The sequence below is a fragment of the Pararhizobium arenae genome (assembly GCF_001931685.1).
Classification (GTDB): domain Bacteria; phylum Pseudomonadota; class Alphaproteobacteria; order Rhizobiales; family Rhizobiaceae; genus Pararhizobium; species Pararhizobium arenae.
Genome location: NZ_MOOY01000002.1, coordinates 326175 through 350094 on the forward strand (window position 1 = coordinate 326175; position 23920 = coordinate 350094).

21 protein-coding genes are annotated in these 23920 nt (G+C 61.6%); 15 read left to right on the top strand and 6 right to left on the bottom strand.

Annotation, left to right across the window (positions count from 1 at the left end):
* Positions 1 to 96: 96 nt before the first annotated feature.
* Positions 97 to 1002 (top strand): DMT family transporter, encoded by a 906-nt coding sequence (locus tag BLX89_RS04890; protein WP_075289528.1) that lies wholly within the window; start codon positions 97 to 99, stop codon positions 1000 to 1002.
* On the opposite strand, the gene BLX89_RS04895 is transcribed toward BLX89_RS04890, so the two are convergent.
* A complete protein-coding gene (locus tag BLX89_RS04895) occupies positions 999 to 2174 on the bottom strand; it encodes an aminotransferase (RefSeq protein WP_075289529.1) in 1176 nt (391 codons plus the stop codon). The genes BLX89_RS04890 and BLX89_RS04895 overlap by 4 nt on opposite strands.
* A gap of 19 nt (positions 2175 to 2193) precedes the next feature.
* Positions 2194 to 3198, bottom strand: coding sequence for a LysR substrate-binding domain-containing protein (locus BLX89_RS04900; RefSeq protein WP_075289530.1), 1005 nt, complete (start codon positions 3196 to 3198; stop codon positions 2194 to 2196).
* Positions 3199 to 3427: 229 nt separating this feature from the next.
* Here BLX89_RS04900 and speB point away from each other — a divergent pair, with 229 nt between their 5' ends.
* From speB to BLX89_RS04935, 7 genes are all read left to right on the top strand, one after another.
* A complete protein-coding gene (speB, locus tag BLX89_RS04905; protein ID WP_075289837.1) occupies positions 3428 to 4489 on the top strand; it encodes an agmatinase in 1062 nt (353 codons plus the stop codon).
* A gap of 105 nt (positions 4490 to 4594) precedes the next feature.
* Positions 4595 to 5683, top strand: coding sequence for an ABC transporter substrate-binding protein (locus BLX89_RS04910; protein ID WP_075289531.1), 1089 nt, complete (start codon positions 4595 to 4597; stop codon positions 5681 to 5683).
* A 232-nt stretch (positions 5684 to 5915) separates the two neighbouring features.
* Positions 5916 to 6947 (top strand): ABC transporter ATP-binding protein, encoded by a 1032-nt coding sequence (locus tag BLX89_RS04915; RefSeq protein ID WP_075289532.1) that lies wholly within the window; start codon positions 5916 to 5918, stop codon positions 6945 to 6947.
* Complete coding sequence (locus tag BLX89_RS04920; protein ID WP_075289533.1) at positions 6944 to 7798, top strand: ABC transporter permease; 855 nt, start codon at positions 6944 to 6946, stop codon at positions 7796 to 7798. The genes BLX89_RS04915 and BLX89_RS04920 overlap by 4 nt, the downstream gene beginning before the upstream one ends.
* Positions 7795 to 8592, top strand: a complete 798-nt coding sequence (locus BLX89_RS04925) for an ABC transporter permease (RefSeq protein ID WP_075289534.1) — start codon at positions 7795 to 7797, stop codon at positions 8590 to 8592. The genes BLX89_RS04920 and BLX89_RS04925 overlap by 4 nt, the downstream gene beginning before the upstream one ends.
* Positions 8589 to 9374 carry a carbon-nitrogen hydrolase family protein gene (locus BLX89_RS04930; RefSeq protein ID WP_075289535.1) on the top strand — a complete coding sequence of 262 codons (786 nt, stop codon included), beginning with the start codon at positions 8589 to 8591 and terminating at the stop codon, positions 9372 to 9374. Before BLX89_RS04925 ends, BLX89_RS04930 begins: the two co-directional genes overlap by 4 nt.
* A gap of 97 nt (positions 9375 to 9471) precedes the next feature.
* Entirely contained in the window at positions 9472 to 10044 is a 573-nt protein-coding gene (locus tag BLX89_RS04935) for an NADPH-dependent FMN reductase (protein WP_075289536.1), read from the top strand.
* On the opposite strand, the gene BLX89_RS04940 is transcribed toward BLX89_RS04935, so the two are convergent.
* Complete coding sequence (locus BLX89_RS04940; RefSeq protein ID WP_075289537.1) at positions 10028 to 11575, bottom strand: VOC family protein; 1548 nt, start codon at positions 11573 to 11575, stop codon at positions 10028 to 10030. The genes BLX89_RS04935 and BLX89_RS04940 overlap by 17 nt on opposite strands.
* 94 nt (positions 11576 to 11669) lie before the next feature.
* The gene (locus tag BLX89_RS04945) at positions 11670 to 12533 is read right to left on the bottom strand and encodes an SDR family NAD(P)-dependent oxidoreductase (RefSeq protein WP_075289538.1); all 864 of its coding nucleotides are present in this window, start codon (positions 12531 to 12533) and stop codon (positions 11670 to 11672) included.
* A gap of 184 nt (positions 12534 to 12717) precedes the next feature.
* Between BLX89_RS04945 and BLX89_RS04950 the strand changes: the two genes are divergently transcribed.
* Positions 12718 to 13473, top strand: a complete 756-nt coding sequence (locus tag BLX89_RS04950; protein ID WP_075289539.1) for a Crp/Fnr family transcriptional regulator — start codon at positions 12718 to 12720, stop codon at positions 13471 to 13473.
* A 183-nt stretch (positions 13474 to 13656) separates the two neighbouring features.
* Positions 13657 to 13998 (top strand): response regulator, encoded by a 342-nt coding sequence (locus BLX89_RS04955; RefSeq protein WP_245292755.1) that lies wholly within the window; start codon positions 13657 to 13659, stop codon positions 13996 to 13998.
* Here the strand turns inward: BLX89_RS04955 and BLX89_RS04960 are convergent, their stop codons facing one another.
* Positions 13999 to 15027: a DUF2793 domain-containing protein gene (locus tag BLX89_RS04960; RefSeq protein ID WP_075289541.1), complete on the bottom strand. Its 1029-nt coding sequence runs from the start codon at positions 15025 to 15027 to the stop codon at positions 13999 to 14001.
* 114 nt (positions 15028 to 15141) lie between these two features.
* A complete protein-coding gene (gene cysQ / locus BLX89_RS04965) occupies positions 15142 to 15918 on the bottom strand; it encodes a 3'(2'),5'-bisphosphate nucleotidase CysQ (protein WP_075289542.1) in 777 nt (258 codons plus the stop codon).
* A 286-nt stretch (positions 15919 to 16204) separates the two neighbouring features.
* On the opposite strand from cysQ, the gene BLX89_RS04970 reads away from it, so the two are divergent.
* The 5 genes from BLX89_RS04970 to BLX89_RS04990 all read left to right on the top strand — a co-directional run bounded on the left by BLX89_RS04970 (position 16205) and on the right by BLX89_RS04990 (position 23888).
* Complete coding sequence (locus tag BLX89_RS04970) at positions 16205 to 17455, top strand: sarcosine oxidase subunit beta family protein (protein ID WP_075289543.1); 1251 nt, start codon at positions 16205 to 16207, stop codon at positions 17453 to 17455.
* Positions 17456 to 17462: 7 nt separating this feature from the next.
* Entirely contained in the window at positions 17463 to 17741 is a 279-nt protein-coding gene (locus BLX89_RS04975; protein WP_075289544.1) for a sarcosine oxidase subunit delta, read from the top strand.
* Complete coding sequence (locus BLX89_RS04980) at positions 17738 to 20704, top strand: sarcosine oxidase subunit alpha family protein (protein WP_075289545.1); 2967 nt, start codon at positions 17738 to 17740, stop codon at positions 20702 to 20704. Before BLX89_RS04975 ends, BLX89_RS04980 begins: the two co-directional genes overlap by 4 nt.
* 4 nt (positions 20705 to 20708) lie before the next feature.
* Positions 20709 to 21275 (top strand): sarcosine oxidase subunit gamma, encoded by a 567-nt coding sequence (locus BLX89_RS04985; protein WP_075289546.1) that lies wholly within the window; start codon positions 20709 to 20711, stop codon positions 21273 to 21275.
* A gap of 186 nt (positions 21276 to 21461) precedes the next feature.
* Positions 21462 to 23888 (top strand): GcvT family protein, encoded by a 2427-nt coding sequence (locus BLX89_RS04990; RefSeq protein ID WP_075289547.1) that lies wholly within the window; start codon positions 21462 to 21464, stop codon positions 23886 to 23888.
* The last annotated feature ends 32 nt before the right edge of the window (positions 23889 to 23920 follow it).

A 23920-nucleotide genomic window follows, 5' to 3' on the forward strand; every position in this document is an offset into this window, starting at 1 on the left:
CTAGTCCGGCTTTTCCCCACTGTGAGCAATAGGGTTGATCTGATAGGGCCGAGATATCCGACCGGTTGATTCCCCGCCGGGCAGCGATCGATTGGAATGAGCTTGACGCAGACAGTCTCCCAGCCTGCCGGCCGAATGCGGCCTGCGGACAACCGCTTTGCCATGGCATCGCTTCTTCTCGGCGGCGTCGCGATCAGCGGTTCGCCGATCTTCGTGCGGCTTTCAGAAGTCGGCCCGATATCCACCGCCTTCTGGCGCGTCGCGCTGGCGCTTCTTCCGCTTGGCCTGTTCTTCATCTTCCGCAAGGACAAAGGGGTCGCGCCCGAAAGCTGGCGCGACCGGCTGATGCTGATGCTGCCGGGCGTAATGCTGGCGATCAATCTGGCGGGCTGGCACCTGTCCATCAACATGACGTCGGTGGCCAATTCGACCCTCTTGGCGAACCTCGCGCCGGTTTTCGTGACGGTCTTCGGCTGGGCGCTGTTTCGTCTGCCCATCACCCGCGCTTTTCTCGCTGGTCTCGTCATCGCAGCCATCGGTATTCTCGTGTTGAAGGGCGGTCCTTCGGCACTGGGTGGCGGCGCTTTGAAGGGTGATCTCGTGGCGACGGCCTCCGCCATGTTTTACGCGGGTTATATTCTTTCGCTTGGTCGGCTGCGCAGCCGGTTCGATACGTTGCGCATCATGGTCTGGGGTTCGGCATCCGCGGCAGCCTGCCTGCTGCCGGCGGCGCTTATCTTCGAAAGCACGCTTCTGCCGTCGTCGCTTTACGGCTGGAGCATCGTGCTCGGCGTCGCCTTCATCAGCCATGCCGGCGGGCAGGTGCTGATCACCTATGCGCTTGCCTACTTGCCACCGGCCTTTTCGTCCCTGACGCTGCTGCTGCAGCCGGTTGGCGCGTCCATACTCGCGTGGTGGGTGCTGAACGAGTCGATCGGGGTGATGCAGGCCGCGGGCGGCCTGATCGTTCTTTGTGGAATTGCGGTCGCTCGCCGCGGTTAAATCCCCGGCAGTGAGAAGCCGTTCAGCCGTTCCTCAAGCTTCAGGATCGTGTCGGCATCGGCATTGGCGAAGGCAAAGCGCAGATAGCCTTCCTGGCCCTCGCCGAAATAATCTCCCGGCAGGCAGACGATGCCGGCGATCTTGGCGAGCTTTTCCGCGACAAAATCCGAGCCGATATCCGGGTAGGGGTGGCGAATATAGGCGAAGTAAGCGCCGATCGCCTGCAGCTTCCAGCCGGGCGTCCTGGCCATGACCTGACGCAGCGCATCGGCGCGGCGGCCGATCTCGGCGCGGTTGCCGGCTCTCCAGTCATCCAGTGCGGGCAACGCCTTGGCAAGGGCCGCCTGCGCAGAACGGGGCGCACAAATCTGCAGGTTATCCATGACCTTGGCGATCTGCTCCACCACGGCGGGGCTTGCGGTGATGGCACCCAGCCGATGGCCGGGAATGCAGAAGGATTTCGAGAAGCTGTAGAGGCAGATGAGGCTATCCTGCCAGCCATCTTCCGACAGCAGACCGTGCGGCGCATCACCGGCAGCCAGGAAGTCGCGATAGGTTTCGTCCAGCACCAGCCAGGTGCCGTTGTTGCGGCAGAGGTCGAAGATCTTTTGTAGGAGCGCTGGCGGGTAGACGGCGCCGGTCGGGTTGTTCGGCGAGACCAGCGCCAGCATCCTCACACCCGGGCGAAGCGTCTGCGCGATCGCCTCGATATCCGGCAGGAAGCCGGAGGAAGGGTCGCAGGGCACCAGCTCGACCTTGATGCCGAGCATGGACAGCGTCGTTTCCTGGTTGAAATAGAAGGGGTTGGTCATCAACACCGTATCGCCGCTGCCGGCAAGCGCCATGGCCGCGGAGATGAAAGCCTGATTGCAGCCCGAAGTGATATGGATGTTTTCAACGGAGATTTTCGCGCCGTAAACTTTCGACACATGCTCGGCATAGGCGCTGCGCAGCACAGCCTCGCCCTCGATGGCACCGTAGCCGGTATAGGCAGTCGAGCTTGCCGCTTCGCCGAGCCACTTCAGCATGTCGGGGTGGGGCGGATAACCGGGAACGGCCTGGCTCAGATCGATCAACGGCCCGCGCGTACCGTCATAGGCCTTCGCCCAGGCAAGCACGGAAGGGATCGGCGGCGGCGACAATCTGGCGATCAGCGGATTGAAATGCGGCATTACGGATGTCCTGTGGTTTTCAAGGTTTGGCCCGGCGTTTCGGGGCTTTGTCGGGATCTGATTTCGGTGTTGCTTCGGTGTCGTCTTTGACTGGGCGCCCGCGAATAACGGTGCGTGCCGAGCTCTGCAGTTCCGGCATCGGGTTGTTTTCGAGGGCGGAGAACAGCCAGTCGATGAACACCTTCACAATCGGTGCTGCCCTGACTTCATTGCGGCACGCGACATAGAAGGCGTCGTTTGCGGGCACGGCGAGAGCGAAGGGCACGATCAGTTCGCCCTTGGCAATCAGGCTACCGGCGGTGATGGTGTCGCCCAGCGCCACGCCCTGATTGTGCAGCGCGGCTTCGGTCGAAAGCCGGGCGTCACTCATGAAATGCTGGCGGCCGCGCGGCACGTCGCTGCCATCGGCGGCGGCGAGCCAGGTGTTCCATTCCCGCCCGTCATCGCCATGCAGCAGCACATGATCCTGCAGGTCTTTCACGGAGCGCAGGGGGCGCGAATTGAGGAGTGTCGGGCTGACGACGGGGAAAAGCTCCAGCTGGCTCCACAGCCGCGACCAGCTGTCACCCCAGTTGCCGTCGCCATAGAGCAGGCAGACATCGACATCCTGAGAAAACAGGTTTGACGGGTCGTTGGAGGCGATCAGCGTGAGCTGGATATCCGGATATTGTTCGGTGAAGAGGTGTAGACGTGGTATCATCCAGAAGGAGAGCAGGGCCGCCACGCAGGTAATGCGCAGCTCTCCGCTGGTCGTTGGCCGCATCATGGCGGCGGTCGCGGCGGCGATGCCTTCGAAGGCGCTCGTGACGGCCGGCAGCAACAGTGCGCCTTGAGGGGTCAATTTCATGCGCTTGCCCCCACGCTCAAACAGGGAGGCGTTGAACGTCTGCTCCAGCGCCCGGATCTGGTGGCTGATGGCGCCGTGGGTGACGTTCAGTTCCCGCGCGGCCGCCGAGACGGAGCCACGCCGCGCGGTCGCCTCGAAGGCGCGCAGGGGGTTGAGCGGTGGCAGGCGGCTGTTCATAGGTGGTTCCGGTCGACGGCAATGCGTGAAATTTTCTCACACAAAACGCTATAACATTGTCAATTGATTTTCCAATCAAATTGATCGCTAATGATATCAACAAAGGCAAAAGCCTGGGGAACACGTATCTACCGCCGTCACGCAACGGCGAGAGCGCTATGCCGTGCAATTCCGGCTTGTGGCGGAGGTCGTACCGTTCCTCGATGTTTCGAACAGGAAGGATGACGGCATGGCACTGGACGATCAAAAGCTTCAGGATTTGAAGGCGAAATACGGCGAAGCCCATGGCGGCGAGATGTTCGACCCGACCTTCCGCAAGGTTGCCGACAAGATCTTCACCAAGAACGGCACCCGTCTTGCGCCGTACTCCGGCATTCCGACATTCCTGATGGCGCCGCATATGCCGGTCGATGCCAACGAGCCGGATTTCGGCAACCTGCAGGTTGCCATGGTCGGCATTCCCATGGACCTCGGCGTTACCAACCGGCCGGGCTCTCGCTTCGGGCCGCGCGCCATGCGCACCATCGAGCGTATCGGCCCTTACAACCACGTCCTCGGCTGCGCGCCGATCCATGACTTACGCGTGGCCGACATCGGCGACGTACCGTTCCAGAGCCGCTACCGGCTGGAACTGAGCCACGACGACATCGAAAAGCGCATCAACCAGATCGTCGATGCTGGTGTGGTGCCGCTTTCGGTCGGTGGCGACCATTCGATCAGCCATCCGATCCTGAAAGCTGTCGGCAAGAAGCGCCCGGTCGGCATGATCCATATCGATGCCCATTGCGACACCGGCGGCGCCTACGATCTCACCAAGTTCCACCATGGCGGTCCGTTCCGCAATGCGGTGCTGGACGGGGTGCTCGATCCGACCCGCACGATCCAGATCGGCATCCGGGGTTCCTCGGAATATCTGTGGGAGTTCTCCTACGAATCCGGCATGACGGTCATTCATGCGGAAGAGGTGACGGGGCTCGGCATTCCGGCCATCATTGAAAAGGCCAAGGCGATTGTCGGCGATGGTCCGACCTATCTCTCCTTCGATATCGACAGCCTCGATCCGAGCTTCGCGCCGGGCACCGGCACGCCGGAAATCGGCGGCCTCACCACCCGCGAGGTGCTGGAATTGATCCGTGGCCTGAAGGGCGTGAACCTCGTCGGTGGCGACGTCGTGGAAGTGGCGCCGCAGTACGATTCGACCACCAACACGGCCCATGCGGGTTCGCAGGTTCTGTTCGAAATCCTGAGCCTGATGGTCTACAGTCCGTTCGTGAACGGCAAGCGCGATTGACATCGCCGCAAAGGTCTTTAAGGCCCGCCTTACGCAGGGCGGGCCGTTGATGTGGGAACGGCCGGAACGCCTCAAAGAGCGACCGGCAAACAAGGAGTGAAAAAAATGACTGACATTCTCAAATCCGGCGTCAGCCGCCGCGCCGTGCTGGGTGCAGGCCTTGCCGGTGTATCGATGCTGGCGATGCCGTCGATCCTGCGGGCGCAGGACAAGTCGCTGAAGGTTGGCGTCTATGGCGGTTACTTCAAGGATTCGTTCGACAAGAACATCTTCCCGGAATTCACCAAGGCAACAGGCATCGCTGTCGAATCCGTTGCCGAGCCGACCGGTGAAGCGTGGCTCGTACAGCTCGAACAGGCTGCCAAGGCCGGTCAGGCTCCGGCTGACGTCTCGATGATGTCGCAGGTTGCGATGCTCAAGGGCCAGGCGACCGAACTCTGGGCGCCGCTCGATACCGCCAAGATCAAGAACGCCTCGAACCTGCTCGATCGCTTCGTCAACAAGTATCCGGATGGCCGCATTGCCGGTATCGGCGCCGTATCGTGGTACATCACGCTCGTCACCAACACCGACGTCTACAAGGAAGCGCCGACCTCCTGGGAAGCCCTGTGGGATCCGGCAAATGCCGACAAGCTCGGCCTCTTGGCACTTGTCTCCAACTCCTTCCTGCTCGAAGTGACGGCCAAGACCTATTTCGGCGGCACCAATGCGCTGGATACCGACGAAGGTCTGGAAAAGGCGTTTGCCAAGCTTGCGGAAGTGAAGCCGAACGTGCGTCTGTGGTATCGTGACGAAGCCCAGTTCGAGCAGTCGCTGAAGTCGGGCGAAATCCCGATGGGCCAGTATTATCACGACGTGACCGGCCTTGCGGCCGCTGACGGCAACCCGGTCCGTTCGACCTTCCCGAAGGAAGGTGGCATTCAGGATTCGGGTTGCTGGGCGCTGTCACGCGCGTCCGAGAAGGTCGAGGAAGCCCATGTGTTCATCGATTACATGAGCCAGCCGTCGATCCAAGCGATCCTGTCACGCAAGGTCGGTACCGCGCCGACGGTGAAGCGCGAAGTGACGGACTTGACGGACGCTGAATTTGCAGCCGTCTCCTCCGACATCGAGCCGATCATTCCGCGTTACGATCTCTACCAGACCAAGTCGGATTGGCTGAACCAGAAGTGGACCGAGCTGATCGTCGGCTGAGGGTATCTATGGAGGGTGGGGTTTTACCCCCCTCTGTCACTTCGTGACATCTCCCCCTCAAGGGGGGAGATTGTTCTTTTCCCTCGCTGTCACTGTTTTTGAGCGAGGACATGCCTCCTGCGATCTCCCCCCTTGAGGGGGAGATGCCCGGCAGGGCAGAGGGGGGCTAAAGCGGCATACGCATATTGATTGATAAGCGTCGCGTCACAGCGGCTACCAACAAGGACCACCCATGTCAGGCCTCGCGCTCAGCAACGTCACCAAGGAATTCGGCTCGTTCACCGCCGTCAACAACATCGACATCACGGTGCCGCACGGGACGTTTGTTTGCCTGCTCGGTCCTTCCGGTTGCGGCAAGACCACGCTGTTGCGCATGATCGCCGGCCTCGACTTGCCCACCTCCGGCGCAATTAGGCTCGATGGTGACGACATCACCCGTGTTCCGACCCACAAGCGCAATCTCGGCATGGTGTTCCAGTCGCTGGCGCTGTTTCCGCATCTGACGGTTGGCGAAAACATTGCCTATCCGCTGCGCATTCGCGGCGTAGCCAAGGAAGAGCAGAAGAAGCGCGTCGATGAACTGCTCGCCATGATCCACCTGTCGGGCTATGCCGACCGGCCGGTGTCGAAGCTTTCCGGCGGCCAGCGCCAGCGCGTGGCGATCGCCCGTGCCCTCTCGATCTCCCCAAAACTTTTCCTGCTCGATGAGCCCCTGTCGGCGCTTGATGCCAAGCTGCGCGAGGCGATGCAGGTGGAGCTTCGCCAGCTGCAGCAGAAGCTCGGCATCACCACCATCGTCGTAACCCACGACCAGCGCGAGGCGATGACCATGGCCGATACGGTGGTCGTCATGAACAAGGGCGAAATCCGCCAGGCTGCCTCGCCGATCGAAATCTATCGCCGTCCGGCCGATACCTTCGTTGCCGACTTCATCGGCTCGACCAATCTGCTCGAAGCGGAGGCAACGGGCGGGGCCGTCTCCGTTCTCGGCCAGCCGGTCTCCGGTATCTCGCTGGGTTCGGCCACCAAGGCGACGCTGTCCGTACGCCCTGAAGACGTGCACCTGACGGCGCCCGGCAATGGCGCGCTTTCCGGCACCGTGACCTTCGTGCGCGATCTCGGCGGCACGATCGAGACCTTTGTCGATGTCGCGGGCCGCCAGATCGTTGCCGTCTCGACGCCGCGGGCGCGGCCCGATGTCACCGTCGGCCAGCCGGTCGGCATCACGCTACTTCCCGATGTCTGCGTGGTGCTTTCCAAATGAGACGGGAAAAACCGCAAAAACTCCTCGACTATGCGCCGATCGTCTTTCCGGCGGCGATGCTCATCGTCTTCTTCGTCATTCCCTTTGCGACGATGATCGCCGTCAGCTTTTTCCAGCGGGAGCAGGCCGGGTTCTACACGCCCGCCTTCCAGTTCGCGAACTACGAACGCTTCCTCAGCCTGTTCTTCGCCAATGTTCTGGGTTTCTCGCTGATGCTGGCGATTGCGGTGGCGATCTGCTGCGTGCTGCTGGCACTGCCCTTCACCTATCTTCTGGCGCGCATGTCGCGAAAGGCGCAGATCGTCTGGTTGGTGGCGCTGCTCTCGGTGCTGTCGCTGTCGGAAGTCATCATCGGTTTCGCATGGTCGACGCTTCTGTCGCGTACCGCCGGCATCACCAACCTGCTCGTCGCAGCCGGCATCATGACGGAAGCCAAGGCTTTGCTGCCAAGCTTCGGCGCGGTCCTGACCGGCATGGTCTATCAGGCCTTCCCCTATACCGTGCTCGTGCTCTATCCCGCCATCGTGCGGCTTGATCCGACGCTCACCGAGGCCGCGCGCACGCTCGGCGCGTCTCCGCTCAAGGCCTTCTTCACGGTCGTCGTGCCGGCCCTGCGCAACACGATTACCGCCACGCTGATCATGGTCTTCATCTTCGCGCTCGGCTCCTATCTATTGCCGCAGCTTCTCGGCCGGCCGCAGCACTGGACGCTTTCGGTTCTCATCACCGATCAAGCGATCTACCAGTCCAACATGCCGTTTGCGGCAGCCATGGCCGTGTTCCTCGTGCTGGTCACGCTCGGCCTTGTGGCGCTCACCGTCATTGCCGGTCGCAAGGGAGAAGCCGCATGAACGGCCTGCGCAACCTCTATTTCACCCTGATCGGCCTGTTTCTGGCGCTGCCGCTGATCGTCGTTGCCGGTGTCTCCGTCAACGAGAAACAGACGCTCGCCTTCCCGCCGAAGAGCTTTTCGCTGTCGTGGTACGGCGAAATCTTCCTCAATCCGGAATGGCGCAATGCGCTTCTTGCCTCACTGACGCTCGCCGCGTGCTCCGCCGCAGTCGCCGTCGCCATCGCGCTGCCGCTCGCCTGGTTCCTGTGGCGGCGTGTTGCCCCCTGGGCGAATATCTTCCAGCTGCTCGGCGTCGCGCCGTTCACGCTGCCGCCGGTCATCACGGCGCTGGGGCTTCTCACCTTCTGGGCGACGACCGGCTTTTACGGCCAGCCCTGGACGGCCGTCGTCAGCCACGCGATCTTCTTCGTGACCCTGCCGCTCGTCACGCTCTCGCTCGGCTTCACCGCCATCGATCGTTCGCTGGTCGAAGCGGCGGCAACCATGGGCGCGGATGACAAGACGATCTTCCGCACGGTCGTTCTGCCGCTGATCTTGCCTTACATAGTCTCCGGCTATGCCTTCGCCTTCGTGCTGTCGCTCAACGAATATATCGTTGCCTACATGACGGTCGGCTTCACCATGGAAACGCTGCCGATCAAGATCTTCAACGCGCTGCGCTATGGCTACACGCCGACCATGGCCTCGGTGACGATCCTTTTTGTTGCAACGGCGGCAGTGATCTTCTCGCTGGTCGCCCGCTTCGGCGATCTCCCGAAACTGCTCGGTGCAATGGCGGCAGACGACAAATGATCACGCTCGCCGCCCTGCAGATGAAATCCGAAAGCGGCGACGTTGCCGCCAATCTGGCGCGCATCGAGGCGGCGGCGAAGGAAGCGGCCACCAAGGGGGCGAGCCTGCTGATGACCCCGGAACTCGGCATCACCGGTTATGGCGGTGGCGAGGTGGTGAGTGGGCTTGCGGAGCCTGCGGATGGCCCGATCGTTCAGCGCCTGAAGGCTATCTCATCGGAGACCGGCGTTGCCATCATCGCTGGTTTCGCAGAGCGGGATGGTGAGGCCGTTTACAACAGCGCCGTCTATGTCGATGGCGATGCGGCACCGGTGGTTTATCGCAAATCGCATCTCTATGGAGACTACGAGCGTGATCTGTTTGCGGCAGCCGAGCCGGCAACGCATCTGTTCAAGCATCGTGGCGTTACCTGCGGCATGCTGATCTGCTACGATGTCGAGTTTCCTGAAAATGTCCGGCGTCTTGCGCAGGCCGGCGCCGATGCCGTGCTGGTGCCGACGGCGCTTCCGGCCGGCTGGTCGGGCACCTTCATCGCCGATCACATGATCCAGACCCGCGCCTTCGAAAACCAGGTTTTCGTCGCTTACATCAACCACTGCGGTTCCGACGAGCGCTTCTCCTTTGCCGGGCTTTCGCGCATCGCAGCACCGGATGGAAACCTGCTGGCGAGCGGCGGCCCGCGTGACGAGGCGCTGATGCTGGTGAAGATCGATCCCGCCGCGTTCAATATCTCAAAGGCAGAGAACACCTATCTGAGCGATCTCAACCGGTACGCTCGTTGAGATCGCATGAAGTTAAGCCGGGATAATCCGGCTTTCCATCTCGACTTTTCGGCCGCGCGCACCATCATCCCTTGCGAACACAAGCAAGGGTGAGACGATGATCAAGTTGCTCGGCATTTCCGGAAGTCTGCGCAAGGGTTCCTTCAACACGGCGCTGCTCAATGCCGCGCTGGAAATTCCCTTGGGCGACATCCGCTTTACGGCCGGCACCATCGAGGGCATTCCGCTCTACAATGCCGATGTCGAGCGCGAGGGCGTGCCGGCGCCGGTGCAACTGCTGAAGGACCAGATCGCCGATGCAGATGGGGTTATTCTGTTTACACCCGAATACAACAACTCGATGCCCGGCGTTTTCAAAAATGCGATCGACTGGGTCAGCTCCTCGATGACCGGAGCGCCCAATGTCTTCGCGGGCAAGGCTTTTGCGCTTGCAGGCACGTCGCCGGGGCCGTTCGGCACGCTTCTCAGCCAGAATGCGTGGCTGCCGGTGTTCCGCACGCTCGGCGCCGATCTCTGGGCCGGCAAGCGGCTGATGCTGCCCAAGGCGGGGTCGCTGTTTGATAAGGAAGGCAAGCTGACGGATGAGGACGCGCGGGGCCGGCTGAAGGCCTTCGTCGAGGCCTTTGCCGAATATGTAGTGGAGCGGAAGGGGTTTAGCCGTTTGGTTTAAGCCACTCGGCCACGAGCTTCGCGTCGCCATCGCCGATCTCGTGACCCGCATCAATGGTGATCGCCTGGACCGTTGCGCCGCGCGCGAGCAACAGCGTGTCCAGTTCCTGCGCGTAAGGCGCATAGGGGTCTGTTGCGCCGGTCACGATCAGAACCTCCGTGCCTGAGAGATCGACATCCGGCACCTCCGTCAGCGGGTTCATCGCCCGGAGCAGCACGGCGCGGCGGATGAGGCTGGGCTGAAGCAACATGGTCGCCGCGATCATGTTCGCGCCGTTGGAATAGCCGAGAAACGTCATACGGTTGCGATCAAGCCCGTAGCCGAGGGCGGCCTCGTCCATCGTCGCGGCAAAGGCTTCGGCTTCCGAAGCGATATCGGCCTGATCGAAGGTGAAGGGGGAGAGCCGGCGGAAGAAGCGCGGCACGCCTTCTTCGGTGCTGCGACCGCGCAGGGCAAAAAGCAGGGAGTGGGGTGCGGCCTTGCGTCCGAGCGGCAAGAGGCTCGTCTCGCTGGCGCCGCTGCCGTGCAGCAGGACCAGCGTATTGCCATCGGGTTCATCGGCCTGGTTCAGCCGGTGAACGAACGGCAGTTCGCGGGTGGCGAAGCGTTCTTCGCCAGGAAGTGCGAATTGGGGCAGCATCACCGTCATCGCCGCGCGGTCGCCGGTGAAGTGGGCGGGGATGAAGAGGCGGCTTCCCAAGATCTCCTCGTCTATGCCCATTCCCGGCGCATCGGTTGCGAACTCGAACAGCGTGCCGCCGGGCTCGCGCATGTAGAGCGAGAAGAAATACTTGCGGTCGTGCACCGCCGTATCGTTCTGCCCTTCCCTGTGCAGCAAGTCGTTGAGCGCGATGACCTCAGCCTTGTCGACCGCGCGGAAGGCAATGTGGTCGATGGTGCCCGTGCCGGGAGCGGCCGTCCAGAAACCGCCGGCGTCACGCACATCGATGATATCGCCGGATTGCGAGACGAGACGACGGATCGAATCGGTGGTCGCATTTTCGCTGTAGCCGAAATGGCGGGTGACGACTTCGGCAGTTTCAGCCGGCTTTTCCGTGAGGATGGTCGCGCCGCGCAGCCTGCGGATCGCGTCCGAATGCGGGATATCGCTGTCGTCCGTGGCATGCTCCAACGGAAAGATGTCGGTGCCGACCAGCTTGACGATGACGCCGTCCGGGTCCTTCAGCCGGATCACCGGTTCGCCGAACTCCTGCGCCGGGCCTGTCGTGGCGATGCCGAAGCGCAAGGCGCGGGTCAGCCAGAAGCCGATGCTTTCGGACGGGATGGCAAGGGAGATTTCGCTCGGCTGGCCATGGCCGACACGACCCTGTGCGCCATCTTCCCACACGAGGAAGGTAACGAGCGAGCCGGGCGAGCCGATGGCATCGCCGTAGATGAGGTGAAGCTGCGCCGAATCCTCGAAACCGGCGGTACGCTTTACCAGCCTGAGCCCGAGAAAGCCGACATAGAAATCGACATTGGCCTGCACCTTGCGGGTGATGAGCGTGACGTGATGGATGCCGCTTGTCATGGGTTCTGCCTGCCAATGTCGTCTTGAAACATGCCGTTTCGCGAGGGCGTTTATCGCCCTTGCCGGCGTCCGCGGTAGAAAAAGATTGCCGTGCTCAGCTGCGCTTCAGCTTCTCGGCAAGATGAGCCTTGAAAGCTTCGGCGTAATCCTTGTGCCAGCGCGACAGCGGCGGGCGGTTCTCGACGATATCGCCGGCGGCCCAGAGGATGCGGATTTCATCCGTCGCCCGGTCAACGTCATTGTCGGGGCAGAGGATATAGAAATCGCCGCGATCGAGGCTTCCCAGCATGAAGTCGACGGTCTCTTCCGCCGTCCAGGCGCCGGCCGGTTTTTCGGTGCGGTTGCCGGCGGTCAGGCCCGTAAAGACGAAACCGGGGATCAGCAGATGGGCGCTCACCTTGCAGTTGTCGGTGTTGCGCAGCTCGTGTTCCAGCGCTTCCGTAAAGGCCTTCACGCCCGCCTTGGAGACGTTGTAGGCCGGGTCTCCGGGCGGGGTGGTGATGCCCTGTTTCGAGCCTGTGTTGATAATCAGGGCCGGGTTGCCGTCGGTAATCATGCCCGGCGCGAATACGCGGGAACCGTTGATCACGCCCCAGAGGTTGACCGCCAGCACGCTTTCCCAGTTCGCAAGCGGACCGAACATCGCGCTGCCGGGCTGGATCCCGGCATTGTTCATCAGGACGTGGATTGCGCCAAAGCGATTGCGGGCGGCCTGCTCCAGCGCCTGCAGAGATTGAAGGCTGGAAACGTCGGTCGGTACAGCAAGAACGGCACTATCTCCCTTAGCCGAAGCGCCCGAGACTTCGCTTAGCGCTGCCTCAAGCTTATCGCCGCCGAGATCGGCCAGCACAATGTTCATCCCGAGACCGGCAAGGCGTTTTGCGGTGGCAAGACCAATGCCGGAGGCGGCTCCGGTGATGACGGCGGTATTTTCACTGGAAAGGGCGGGGTGGGGCATCTTCGTTTCCTGGCAACATCGACGATTGCCCCGGAAGGTAGGGACCAAAACGTTTGAAGTCCACAGTGGGCGGTGCTGTTTCTTACCCCTTGAATGTAGGTCTTGCGGAAATACAAGCCAGTGCTAAACATGCAGAAAGGCTGCGAAAAGTGGGGTCGGCCTTAAGTTTCCAACGGGGCCTGTAATGAACACTTTAAAGACGAGAAGCAACAAGCAGACGCCTTGCCAGCAATGTCCGCTGAGAGCTCTCGATCATTTTCGCGATTTTACGCCCGAGGAACTGGAGTTTGTCTCGCATTTCAAGATGGGCGAGCTGGCTGTCGATGCCGGTGCGACGATCCTGTCGGAAGGCGCCAACAGCGCTCATCTCTTTACCGTGCTCTCCGGTTGGGGTTTCCGCTACAAGATGCTGGACGATGGCCGGCGGCAGATCCTGAACTACATGATGCCCGGCGATCTCATCGGGCTGCAAGGCACGCTGATGCAGGAGATGCAGCATTCGGTGGAAGCGCTTTCACCGGTGACGCTCTGCGTCTTCGAGCGCTCCAAGCTTAGCCAGCTGTTTTCCAATCATCCGGGGCTTGGCTACGACATGACCTGGATCGCGGCGCAGGAAGAGCGCATCCTCGACGAAAACCTGTTGAGTCTTGGCAGGCGTTCGGCTCTGGAACGTGCGGCTTATCTTTTGGCGTTTCTGTTCCGGCGGGCAGAGGAGACCAGCCTTTTCGAGGGCCAGAGGGTGTCGCTGCCGATCACCCAGCAGCACGTTGCCGATACGCTCGGCCTTTCGATCGTCCATACCAACCGCACACTGCGCAAACTGGCGGATCGCAAACTTATCCGATGGGCCGAGCGAGGATGCACCGTCCTCGATGATCAGGGACTGGCGCAGATCGCGGGATGGTCGAGCCCGAAGGAGAAAGCACGGCCTTTCGTGTAACCAGCAGAGCCCGACGACGGCGGTATTTTGTCAGTCACGCATATATGTCTTATTTAATTGCGAGCGCTGTTACTCGTCGCTTAGTTTCGGCGACAAGGTCGAGTCGGTTGGCAACGCGATCGAAAGCTGGAATTGGATACGTCATTGAACTCGAAATCTTCCCTCTCAGGCAGAAGAGTGCTGGTGCTTGAGGACAATTTCCTCATCGCGCTCGATGCTGAAGACATGCTCAAGACCCTCGGCGTCGGGCATGTGGAGATTGCAATCAATCTCGGCCAGGCGAGCGCCTTGATCGCCGAGCAGCAATTCGATTTCGCTCTTCTGGATGTCGATCTCGGGCGCGAGACGAGCTTCGATTTTGCCAGGAAACTCGTGACGCTCGGCATTCCGTTCGGCTTTGTCAGCGGCTACGAGGAGAATGCCGATTTTCCGGCTCCCCTGCGCGCCTATCCACGCCTGCCCAAACCGTTCAATGAAGAGATGCTGCGCGACCTATTGATGATGGCGCCGCAGGGCGGCGCTTGATCACAACATGATGACGGTCAGTTCCGTCTTTCCCGCGCCGAAATCGATTGGCGTCGATCCACTGTGTTCGAGTGTCAACCAGTCGCCAGCCGACAGCAGGGCGAGACCGACGGCCGTCCCGTTATAGCTGGCTGTGGCTGGATCGTTGTCCTTGACGGCGGAAATGATCGTGGTGCCGCCGGCCTTCACCGAAACGCTGAACGCCCCGGCAGGATTGGCGTCCACCGCAAGGCAGACGAGATAGGCTGCCGTGACGGGAACGACGAGCCTGTTGCCGCCGCCGGCCACGGATGCGCCGAGGCTGAAGCCGCCCTGATTGATGCTGAAGGCGGAAAAGCCGGTCTGGCTGCCGGATGAGGGCGTGATCACGCCACCGCCGCGGGTTGCGCGCGCAAGCGGCCGGTTCGGCATCAGCACCTGGCCGGCGGCCGCGATCTTCAAGGCGTCGTTCCAGGTTGATCCATCGCCGCTCACCTTGATGGAAAAGTCGTCATTGCCCGCCAGCCCCATTTCAGCGCGGCCCGACCAGCCGGTCTGGAAGAGCAGGCTTGCGGTGTCCGTCGTTGCCGCCTTGTTGATTTTGAGCTGATGGCCGTTTCCGTCATGGGTCAGAAGGCTTGCGTCTGCGCAGACGGCAAGGCGGTTGGTGGTATCGGCAGACGTATTGATGCCGAGGGAAGCCGGCGTGCCGAAGGCATCATCGGCGAATTCACTGCCGTCGTGGACTTTCAGCCTGCCGTCTTCAACGAACCATGCACGCCAGCCTTCCCTTGGCGTGATGAAGATCCAGCTGCCATCCTGTCGGAAGGCGAGCTTGCCGCCCTTGCCCGCGAACAGGCCGGCTGCCCCGGCCGCAACGAGGTAACATTCGCCTTCCTGCGGCGTGATCGGCGGCGCGGTAAGCGTTGCTTTGATCGTCAGCTGGGTGACGGCATCGAGGCGCTGCAGCGCCTCGTTGTGGGTGACATGCTTCTGGGCCTGCGAGGGCAGGATATAGGGCATTTCGAGATTGGCAGTGATTTCGCTCATCGCATTCTCCTTGGGCTTATGCTGAAGCCTAAGGGGAATGGCGAATGCGGGGACGAACGGGTCACGCTGTCGATGAGAAAAAACGCAAAATCGAGAAGATGTTGCCCGCTCGGGTCAGCCTCGGCCGCGGGAAACGAAGAACGGGTTGGCAAAATCGCTGTCATGCGCCTGGTTGCGCTTGCCGTAGATGAGGGGATCGCCGTTCATCGTTACCGTTTCGCCCCCGGCTGCGCGCAACACGGCATCGCCTGCAGCCGTATCCCATTCCATCGTGCGGCTGAGGCGCGGATAGACGTCGGCAAGTCCTTCTGCGAGCAGGCAGAACTTCAACGATGAGCCGACCGATTCGTAATCCATAATGCCGTGTTCCGCGAGGTAGGCGACCGTCTCTTCGCTGTTGTGGGAGCGGCTGGCAAGGGCGACAATCCGGTCGCCACGGCTTCGACAGCCGATGACGACGGGATGGCCGATGCTTGTCAGACCGGAAACCACGGCCTTTTTGGCCTTGCCGCGATCGGCGGCGTAGAGGATGCCAAGCGCCGGTGCATAGACGACGCCGGCGACCGGCTCACCCTTTTCGATCAGGGCGATGTTGACGGTGAAATCGTGATGGCGGTTGACGAATTCGCGCGTGCCGTCGAGCGGATCGACGAGAAAGAAAGTCTTGCCTTCGATATCGGGAATACGGCCTGCGGCAACCGACTCTTCGGCGACGATCGGGATATCCGGAAAGGCGGCGACGAGGCGGTCAAGAATGATCCTCTCGGCGGTCTCGTCGGCATCGGTAACGGGGGAACAGTCCGCCTTATAGGCAACATCCGGGCCGGCATTGTAGACGTCGATGATCGCCTTGCCCGCTGCGACCGCTGCCTCTTCCAGAATGTCGAGCATCTGCTCTTTGCGCCTCCTTGCAACGCGCGATCGCCTTCTCCTGCGCCCCGAGCCTTAGTGGATCGCATTTGTCGCCGCAATAAGTATACGCCTGATATAAGCCAGTCATTCCTTACGCTTAGGTCAATTTTAGCAACAGAGCGAAAATCAGCGTGCATGCGTTGAAGATTCGCAGCAACATTGAGACCAAAGATCGCACCGAAATTGCCGAAACGGACAGCATCCGGCCTTGCACGGGCCACCTGATATCGCCAATGTGGCGGCAGGGAAAAGGAACGGTTTGGGCATGCGCTATTCGGCATTCGCACTGGTAAAACAGGCGCTTCAGGGAAACAGGGGCTGGACGCCGGCCTGGCGGGAGCCGCAGCCGAAACCCCATTACGACGTGATCATCGTCGGGGGCGGCGGACATGGACTGGCGACGGCCTATTATCTCGCCAAGGAATTCGGCGTGAAGAACATCGCCGTTCTGGAAAAGGGCTATCTCGGCTCCGGCAATGTCGGCCGCAACACAACGATCGTGCGCTCCAATTATCTGCTGCCTGGCAACGAGCCGTTCTACGAGTTTTCGCTAAAACTCTGGGAAGGGCTGGAGCAGGACCTGAATTACAACGTCATGCTCTCCCAGCGCGGCATCATCAACCTCTTCCACAATGACGCCGACCGCGATGCCCATATCCGGCGCGGCAACGCCATGTGGATGGAAGGCGTTCCGGCCGAGATGCTCGACCGCGAGACGCTTAAGAAGATGATGCCCTTCCTCAATTTCGATCACGCCCGCTTCCCGATCATGGGCGGCCTTTTGCAGAAGCGGGCCGGTACGGCGCGGCATGATGCGGTCGCCTGGGGCTTTGCCCGTGGTGCTGACCGGCACGGGGTCGATCTCATCCAGCATTGCGAAGTCACGGGCATCCGCCGGGAAAACGGCGTGGTCGTCGGCGTCGAGACTTCGCGGGGCTTTATTGGCTGCGGCAAGCTGGGGCTGGCAGCAGCGGGCAATACCTCTGTGGTCGGTCAGATGGCGGGGTTGAAGCTGCCGATCGAAAGCCATGTGCTGCAAGCCTTCGTCACCGAAGGGCTTAAGCCCTGTATCGACCATGTCATCACCTATGGCGCCGGGCATTTCTACATCTCCCAGTCGGACAAGGGCGGGCTGGTGTTCGGGGCGGAGATCGATGGTTTCAGTTCCTACGCCCAGCGCGGCGGGCTTGCGACCGTCGAGCATGTGATGGAGGAGGGGGTGACGATGATCCCCGGCCTTTCCCGTGTTCGCGTGCTGCGTTCCTGGGGTGGGGTGATGGACATGAGCATGGATGGCTCGCCGATCATCAGCCGCACGGATATCGACAATCTCTATTTGAACTGTGGCTGGTGTTACGGCGGCTTCAAGGCGACGCCGGCTTCCGGTTTCTGTTTTGCCCATCTGATCGCCAAGGGCGAGACGCATCCGGCGGCGCGCTTCCTGCGCCTCGACCGCTTCGAGCGCGGCTACCCGATCGACGAACACGGCGCTGGCCCCCAGCCCAATCTGCACTGAGAGTTCCATGGCAAGCCTTATTCACTGTCCGCATTGCGGCATCCGGCCAAAGGAAGAGTTCACGGTGAGGGGCGATGCGTCGCTCGTGCGCCCGGAACCGGATGCCTCCGACGAGGCATGGCACGAGTATGTCCATATCCGGGCCAATCCGCGCGGACGCACCCGCGAGCACTGGCAGCATCTTTACGGCTGCCGGCGGTTTCTGGTGGTGGAGCGCGATACCGTGACCCATGAAGTCTATAGCGTGACCGACGGCGCCGCCGCTGCAAGGGGAGGCAGCCGGTGACCGGTTATCGTCTCCCGAATAGTGGGCTTGTCGATCGTGCAGCGACGCTCGAATTCCGCTTTGACGGCAAGCGCTTCACCGGCCATGCCGGCGATACGCTGGCCTCGGCGCTGCTGGCCAACGACCAGCTGCTGCTCGCCCGCAGCTTCAAGTATCACCGTCCGCGCGGCCTCGTGACCGCGGGCGTTTCCGAGCCGAATGCGCTGATGACCATCGGCAGCGGCGCGCGCACGGATGCCAATACCCGCGCCACGGTCGCCGAGCTTTATGCCGGGCTTGAGGCCCGCAGCCAGAACAACTGGCCATCGCTGAAACATGATGTCGGCGCACTCAACAATCTGTTGTCGCCCTTCCTGTCCGCCGGCTTTTACTACAAGACCTTCATGTGGCCGGCAGCCTTCTGGGAAAAGCTCTACGAGCCGCTGATCCGCCGCGCCGCCGGCCTCGGCCGCGCCGTGCTGGAGAGCGACCCGGAAAGCTATGAAAAATGCTGGACGCATTGCGATCTGCTGATCGTCGGCTCCGGTCCTGCCGGCCTTTCGGCGGCACTCACGGCCGGCCGCGCCGGGCTGCGCGTCGTGCTGGCCGAGCAGGATTTTCGCCTGGGCGGGGCGCTGCTGTCGGAAACCACGACGATCGGGGAGCAAACGGCTCCGGCTTTCGCGGAAACGGTGCTTTCCGAGCTTGGGACGCTGCCGAATGTCACGCTGATGCCGCGCACCACCGTTTTCGGTTGGTACGACGACAACGTCTTCGGCGCGGTCGAGCGGGTGCAGAAGCATGTTGCCCAGCCGCTCGCCAAGCTGCCGGTGGAGCGCCTGTGGCGCATCGCCGCCAAGCGGGCATTGCTTGCGACCGGTGCCGAGGAACGGCCGCTGGTGTTCGGTGGTAACGATCGGCCGGGCGTGATGACGGCGAGCGCGATCGGCACCTATGCCAACCGTTTCGGCGTTGCCGCCGGCAAGTCCGTGGCGATTTTCACCAATGGCAATGCGGGGTATCGCACGGCCGAGGACCTTGCTCGTCAGGGTGTCGGGATCACGGCGATCATCGACACGCGCGCTGACGCGCCGTCACGTTCCGCTGAGGCCTTGAAAGATGTTCGCATCATCAAGGGCGCCGGCATCATCGATACGATGGGCGGGCAGCGGTTGAACAAGCTGGTGTTCGAGCGGTCCGGTTATGAAGAGGTCATCGCCTGCGATGCCATCGGCATGTCCGGCGGCTTCAATCCGGTGATCCATCTTGCGTGCCAGCGTGGGGCGCGGCCGGTCTGGTCCGTGGAGCTCGATACGTTTGTGGCGCCGGATGTTGGTGGTGGACTGTCGATCGTCGGCGCTGCGGCCGGGCGTTATTCACTCTCGGCTTGTCTTGCCGACGGTGCGGAAAAGGCAGCGACCATCGCCGCCGATCTCGGCTTTGCGGCAACCTCTTACGAAGCACCCGCCGTGGGTGAGGAAGTCGATCCCTCCTTCACCGCGCTCTGGTATGTGCCGGGCGCGAAATCGAAGGCCTTCGTCGATTTCCAGAACGATGTTCAAGCCCGCGATCTCGGCCTCGCCTTGCGCGAAGGTTTTGGCCATGTCGAGCATGCAAAGCGTTATACGACCAATGGCATGGCGACCGATCAGGGCAAGCTTTCCGGCGTCAATGCCGCCGGCATCCTTGCCGGCATGCGCGGTGTCAGCCCCGCCGAGGTCGGCATTACCACCTTCCGGCCGTTCTATACGCCGGTTTCCTTCGGCGCGCTCGCCGGCACGGCGCGCGACATGCACGCGGCACCCAAGCGGGTTTCGCCGCTGCATGGCTGGGCAGAGCGCAATGGCGCTGTCTTTGTCGAGGCGGGGCTCTGGTATCGCTCATCCTGGTTCCCGCGCGAGGGCGAAAAGACCTGGCGACAGGCGACGGACCGCGAAGTCCTGAACGTGCGCGAAAATGTCGGGCTCTGCGATGTCTCGACGCTCGGCAAGATCGAGGTTTTCGGGTCCGATGCCGCGGAGTTCCTGAACCGGCTCTATTGCAACCCGATGGCGAAGCTGCCGATCGGCAAGGCGCGCTACGGCCTTATGCTGCGCGAAGACGGCATTGTCTATGACGACGGTACCGTCAGCCGCTTCGGTGAAAACCATTTCTTCGTCACCACGACGACCGGCCTTGCCGCCGGCGTGCTGAGCCACATGGAATATTGCGCCCAGATACTCTGGCCGGAACTCGACGTTCGCTTCACCTCTGTTACCGACCAGTGGGCGCAGATGTCGATTGCGGGCCCGAAGGCGCGGGATGTCGTACAGGCCTTGGTTGAGGACGATATTTCCAATAAGGCCTTCCCCTATCTTTCGGCTGGCGTCGTGACGCTGAAGGGCGGCCTTAAGGCGCGGCTGTTCCGTATCTCTTTCTCAGGCGAACTGGCCTTTGAACTGGCGGTTCCGGCCAGCTTTGGTGAGAGCGTTGCAGATGCCGTTATGGAAGCGGGCAGGGCGCATGGCATCTGCGCCTACGGGCTGGAAGCGCTAAACGTGCTTCGGCTGGAAAAGGGCTATGTCACCCATGCGGAATTCGACGGCCGCGTAACACCCGACGATGCTGGTTTCGGTCGCATGGTTTCCGCCCAGAAGCTGGATTTCATAGGGAAGCGACTGTCTACCCGTTACGGCCTGACGGCCGCCGACCGCATGCAGATGGTCGGCCTGAAGCCAGTCGAGAAGGACAAGACCATCCGCGCCGGCGCGCATCTCTTGAAGGAGGGCGCAAAACCCTCAACCATCAACGATCAGGGTTATGTAAGCTCGGCTTCGTTCTCGCCGGTGCTGGATCACGACATCGCGCTCGCCTTCCTGAAATCCGGCCGCGAGCGTTACGGCGAACGCATCGTCGTCTGGGACCGGCTGAAAAACGAGGAGACGGTGGCCGAGGTGTGCGAACCGGTTTTCGTCGATACCCAGTCCACGAAGCTGAAGGTGTAAGGCGATGCTGTTTCAATCCCGCCATCCGCTTGAAAGCAAGATCGGCTCCGGCTCATCCATCCGTGCCGTCGATCACCTGGAAATTCCGCGTTCCGTCGCGATTGCGACGGTGCTGTCACATCCCGACGAGACGGCAGCGGTGGTTGCCGGCTTTGCCGCCGCTGGTGATCTCGTGATGCGCAATGTTGCGCCGGGAGAATGGCTTGTTCTCTCCCATATCGAGCGCTCCGACAGTCTGGAGCGCCGGCTTTCGGGCCTGCTGACCGATATCGCCGATGTTGTCGATCAGAGCGAGGGCAGGGTACTGTTGCGGCTCTCCGGCCCGAATGTCCGGCGTATTCTGGCAAAGGGCGTGGCGATCGATCTCGATCCTTCCGCATTCGCCATCGGCCAGTCCGTCAATCTGCGCTGCGGCCATATTGCCGTGAATTTCGCCCGCTCCGGCGAGAACGAATTCGAGCTCGTGGTGATGCGCAGCTTCGCCGAATCCCTGCTTGAAGACCTTCTCCTGATGGGTCGGGAGTTCGATCTCTCCTACGGTTTTTCCGGCGGTCTCGCCGATCCAGACTGATGGCATCGAATGCGCCGTTTCGTGGCGCATTTTTGGTATCCGCCTTCTTTGCTGTGGCGGAAAACGACAAGGTGGTTTCGCGCTTGCGTCTTTCACCAAGACCAGCTTCAAAATAGGCTCTGGTATCGTCGTCCATGCCAGTGGCTTTTGCGGACTTTCCGCGCGCCCGAGAAACCGGAGAATTCTATGAAAAGCCATGCAAGGGTCGTCGTCATCGGGGGCGGTGTCGTCGGGTGTTCGGTGCTTTATCACCTCACCAAGTTCGGATTGACGGATGTTGTGCTTCTGGAACGCTCCGAGCTGACCTCCGGCTCCACCTGGCATGCGGCGGGCGGCATGCACACGATCAATGGCGACCCGAACGTCGCCAAGCTGCAGAAATACACGGTCGAACTCTACAAGGAGATCGAGGAATATTCCGGCCAGGATATCGGCATGCACATGACCTCCGGGCTGATGCTGGCCGCCACCAACGAGCGCTTCGACTGGATGAAGTCGCTGCTGGCCAAGGGCAAGTACGCCGGCGGCGAAGCAACGTTGATTTCGTCGCGCGAAGCCCATGAGATGATGCCGCTTCTCGATCCGGACCAGTTCGTCGGTGCTGTCTTCGATCCGCATGAAGGTCACCTTGACCCCTATGGCACCACCCACGCCTATGCCAAATCCGCCAAGAAGAACGGCGCGGATATCTACCTGCACACAAAAGTCGAAGACCTCGTGCAGCGCGAGGACGGCAGCTGGCGGGTGATCACCAACAAGGGCGAGATCATCGCCGAGCATGTCGTCAACTGCGGCGGCCTTTGGGCGCGCGAGATCGGCCGCATGGTGGGCCTCGAGCTGCCGGTGCTTGCCATGGAGCATATGTATCTTATCACCGAGGACATGCCGGAGGTGATCGAGTTCAACAAGACAACCGGCAAGGAGCTGATGCACTGCGTCGATTTCGACGGCGAAATCTACATCCGCCAGGAACGCAACGGCATGCTGATGGGCACGTATGAGAAGGCCTGCCGCCCTTGGTCGCCCATCCAGACACCGTGGGATTTCGGCCATGAGCTTCTGGCTGAAGACCTTGAGCGCATCTCCGGAGAACTTGAAGTCGGCTTCCGTCACTTCCCGGCCTTCAACAATGCCGGCATCAAGAAGATCATCAACGGCCCCTTCACCTTCTCGCCGGACGGCAATCCGCTGGTCGGACCGGTGCGCGGCATGACCAATTTCTGGTCGGCCTGCGCAGTCATGGCCGGCTTCAGCCAGGGCGGCGGCGTGGGGCTCGCGCTCGCCAACTGGATGATCCACGGCGATCCGGGCTTCGACGTCTTTGCCATGGATGTCTGCCGCTACGGCGATTTCGCCACGCTCGGTTACACCAATGCCAAGGTGCGGGAAAACTATTCCCGCCGCTTCTCGATCCGCTATCCGAACGAGGAGTTGCCAGGTGCGCGTCCGTTCCTGACGACGCCGGTCTACGACAAGCTCAAGGCGGAAGGTGCAGTGTTCGGCGCGTCCTACGGTCTGGAGCAGCCGCTGTGGTTTGCCCCTGCCGGTGTTGAAGATGCCTTCTCCTGGCGCCGCTCGACGGATTTCGAGACGGTCGGTGCCGAGGCAAAGGCCGTGCGCGACAGCGTCGGCCTGATGGAAACCTCGGGCTTCGCCAAATACAAGATCACTGGAACGGGTGCCGCCGCATGGCTCGACCGCCTGCTGGCATCCCGCGTCCCGGCCCCCGGTCGCATGGTGCTCGCGCCGATGTTGAAGGACGACGGCAAGCTGATCGGCGATTTTACGCTCGCCTGCCTTGGCGAAGACGACTTCCTGCTGATCGGCTCAGGCGTTGCCGAGGACTACCACATGCGGTGGTTCGAAAGCCATTTGCCAGACGATGGCAGCGTATCGTTGACATCGCTGAATGTTGGTCTGGTCGGCCTTTCCATCGCGGGCCCGAATTCCCGCGCGCTGATCGAAAAGCTGACGCATCTCGATATGTCCGATGCTGCCTTCCCGTTCATGGCGATCCGCAAGATGGACCTCGGCATGGCGCCGGCGATTGTCGGGCGCGTCAGCTATACCGGCGATCTCGGCTATGAAATCTGGATGAAGCCGCAGTATCAGCGCTACCTGTTCGATCTGATCATGAAGGTTGGCGAGGAGTTCAATATCCGCCTCTTCGGCCTTCGGGCGCTGAACGCGCTGCGCCTCGACAAGTCCTTCGGCAGCTGGTCTCGCGAATTTCGCCCGCTGTACGGGCCGCTGGAAGCCGGCCTCTCGCGATTCGTTGCCTTGTCCAAAGAAGCCGATTTCATCGGCAAGGCTGCGGCGCAGAAGGAAAAGGCGGACGGCGGCCAACTGCGCCTTCGCACCTTCATCGTCGACGCCAAGGACGCGGATGTCATCGGCGACGAACCGATTGCCTTGAACGGCAAGGTTTGCGGCTGGGTGACATCGGGCGGCTACGCGCATGCGTCCGGCGTTTCCGTGGCCATCGGCTATGTGCCAAAAGAAGTCGCTGATGAGGTCGAGGGCTGGTCCATCGAGATTCTCGGTGAGAATCTTTCGGCCCGTCTGCAGCCGCAGGCACTGTTCGATGCCAACGGTGCGCGTATGCGCTCGTAAGTATAAGTCTCTACGTTCATTATATTTACAGC

What these genes read in the sequence shown, in the direction of transcription:
- BLX89_RS04890 (WP_075289528.1), top strand. Translation starts at nt 97, where the DNA reads ATGAGCTTGACGCAGACAGTCTCCCAGCCTGCCGGCCGAATGCGGCCT.
- BLX89_RS04895 (WP_075289529.1), bottom strand. Translation starts at nt 2,174, where the DNA reads ATGCCGCATTTCAATCCGCTGATCGCCAGATTGTCGCCGCCGCCGATC.
- BLX89_RS04900 (WP_075289530.1), bottom strand. Translation starts at nt 3,198, where the DNA reads ATGAACAGCCGCCTGCCACCGCTCAACCCCCTGCGCGCCTTCGAGGCG.
- speB (WP_075289837.1), top strand. Translation starts at nt 3,428, where the DNA reads ATGGCACTGGACGATCAAAAGCTTCAGGATTTGAAGGCGAAATACGGC.
- BLX89_RS04910 (WP_075289531.1), top strand. Translation starts at nt 4,595, where the DNA reads ATGACTGACATTCTCAAATCCGGCGTCAGCCGCCGCGCCGTGCTGGGT.
- BLX89_RS04915 (WP_075289532.1), top strand. Translation starts at nt 5,916, where the DNA reads ATGTCAGGCCTCGCGCTCAGCAACGTCACCAAGGAATTCGGCTCGTTC.
- BLX89_RS04920 (WP_075289533.1), top strand. Translation starts at nt 6,944, where the DNA reads ATGAGACGGGAAAAACCGCAAAAACTCCTCGACTATGCGCCGATCGTC.
- BLX89_RS04925 (WP_075289534.1), top strand. Translation starts at nt 7,795, where the DNA reads ATGAACGGCCTGCGCAACCTCTATTTCACCCTGATCGGCCTGTTTCTG.
- BLX89_RS04930 (WP_075289535.1), top strand. Translation starts at nt 8,589, where the DNA reads ATGATCACGCTCGCCGCCCTGCAGATGAAATCCGAAAGCGGCGACGTT.
- BLX89_RS04935 (WP_075289536.1), top strand. Translation starts at nt 9,472, where the DNA reads ATGATCAAGTTGCTCGGCATTTCCGGAAGTCTGCGCAAGGGTTCCTTC.
- BLX89_RS04940 (WP_075289537.1), bottom strand. Translation starts at nt 11,575, where the DNA reads ATGACAAGCGGCATCCATCACGTCACGCTCATCACCCGCAAGGTGCAG.
- BLX89_RS04945 (WP_075289538.1), bottom strand. Translation starts at nt 12,533, where the DNA reads ATGCCCCACCCCGCCCTTTCCAGTGAAAATACCGCCGTCATCACCGGA.
- BLX89_RS04950 (WP_075289539.1), top strand. Translation starts at nt 12,718, where the DNA reads ATGAACACTTTAAAGACGAGAAGCAACAAGCAGACGCCTTGCCAGCAA.
- BLX89_RS04960 (WP_075289541.1), bottom strand. Translation starts at nt 15,027, where the DNA reads ATGAGCGAAATCACTGCCAATCTCGAAATGCCCTATATCCTGCCCTCG.
- cysQ (WP_075289542.1), bottom strand. Translation starts at nt 15,918, where the DNA reads ATGCTCGACATTCTGGAAGAGGCAGCGGTCGCAGCGGGCAAGGCGATC.
- BLX89_RS04970 (WP_075289543.1), top strand. Translation starts at nt 16,205, where the DNA reads ATGCGCTATTCGGCATTCGCACTGGTAAAACAGGCGCTTCAGGGAAAC.
- BLX89_RS04975 (WP_075289544.1), top strand. Translation starts at nt 17,463, where the DNA reads ATGGCAAGCCTTATTCACTGTCCGCATTGCGGCATCCGGCCAAAGGAA.
- BLX89_RS04985 (WP_075289546.1), top strand. Translation starts at nt 20,709, where the DNA reads ATGCTGTTTCAATCCCGCCATCCGCTTGAAAGCAAGATCGGCTCCGGC.
- BLX89_RS04990 (WP_075289547.1), top strand. Translation starts at nt 21,462, where the DNA reads ATGAAAAGCCATGCAAGGGTCGTCGTCATCGGGGGCGGTGTCGTCGGG.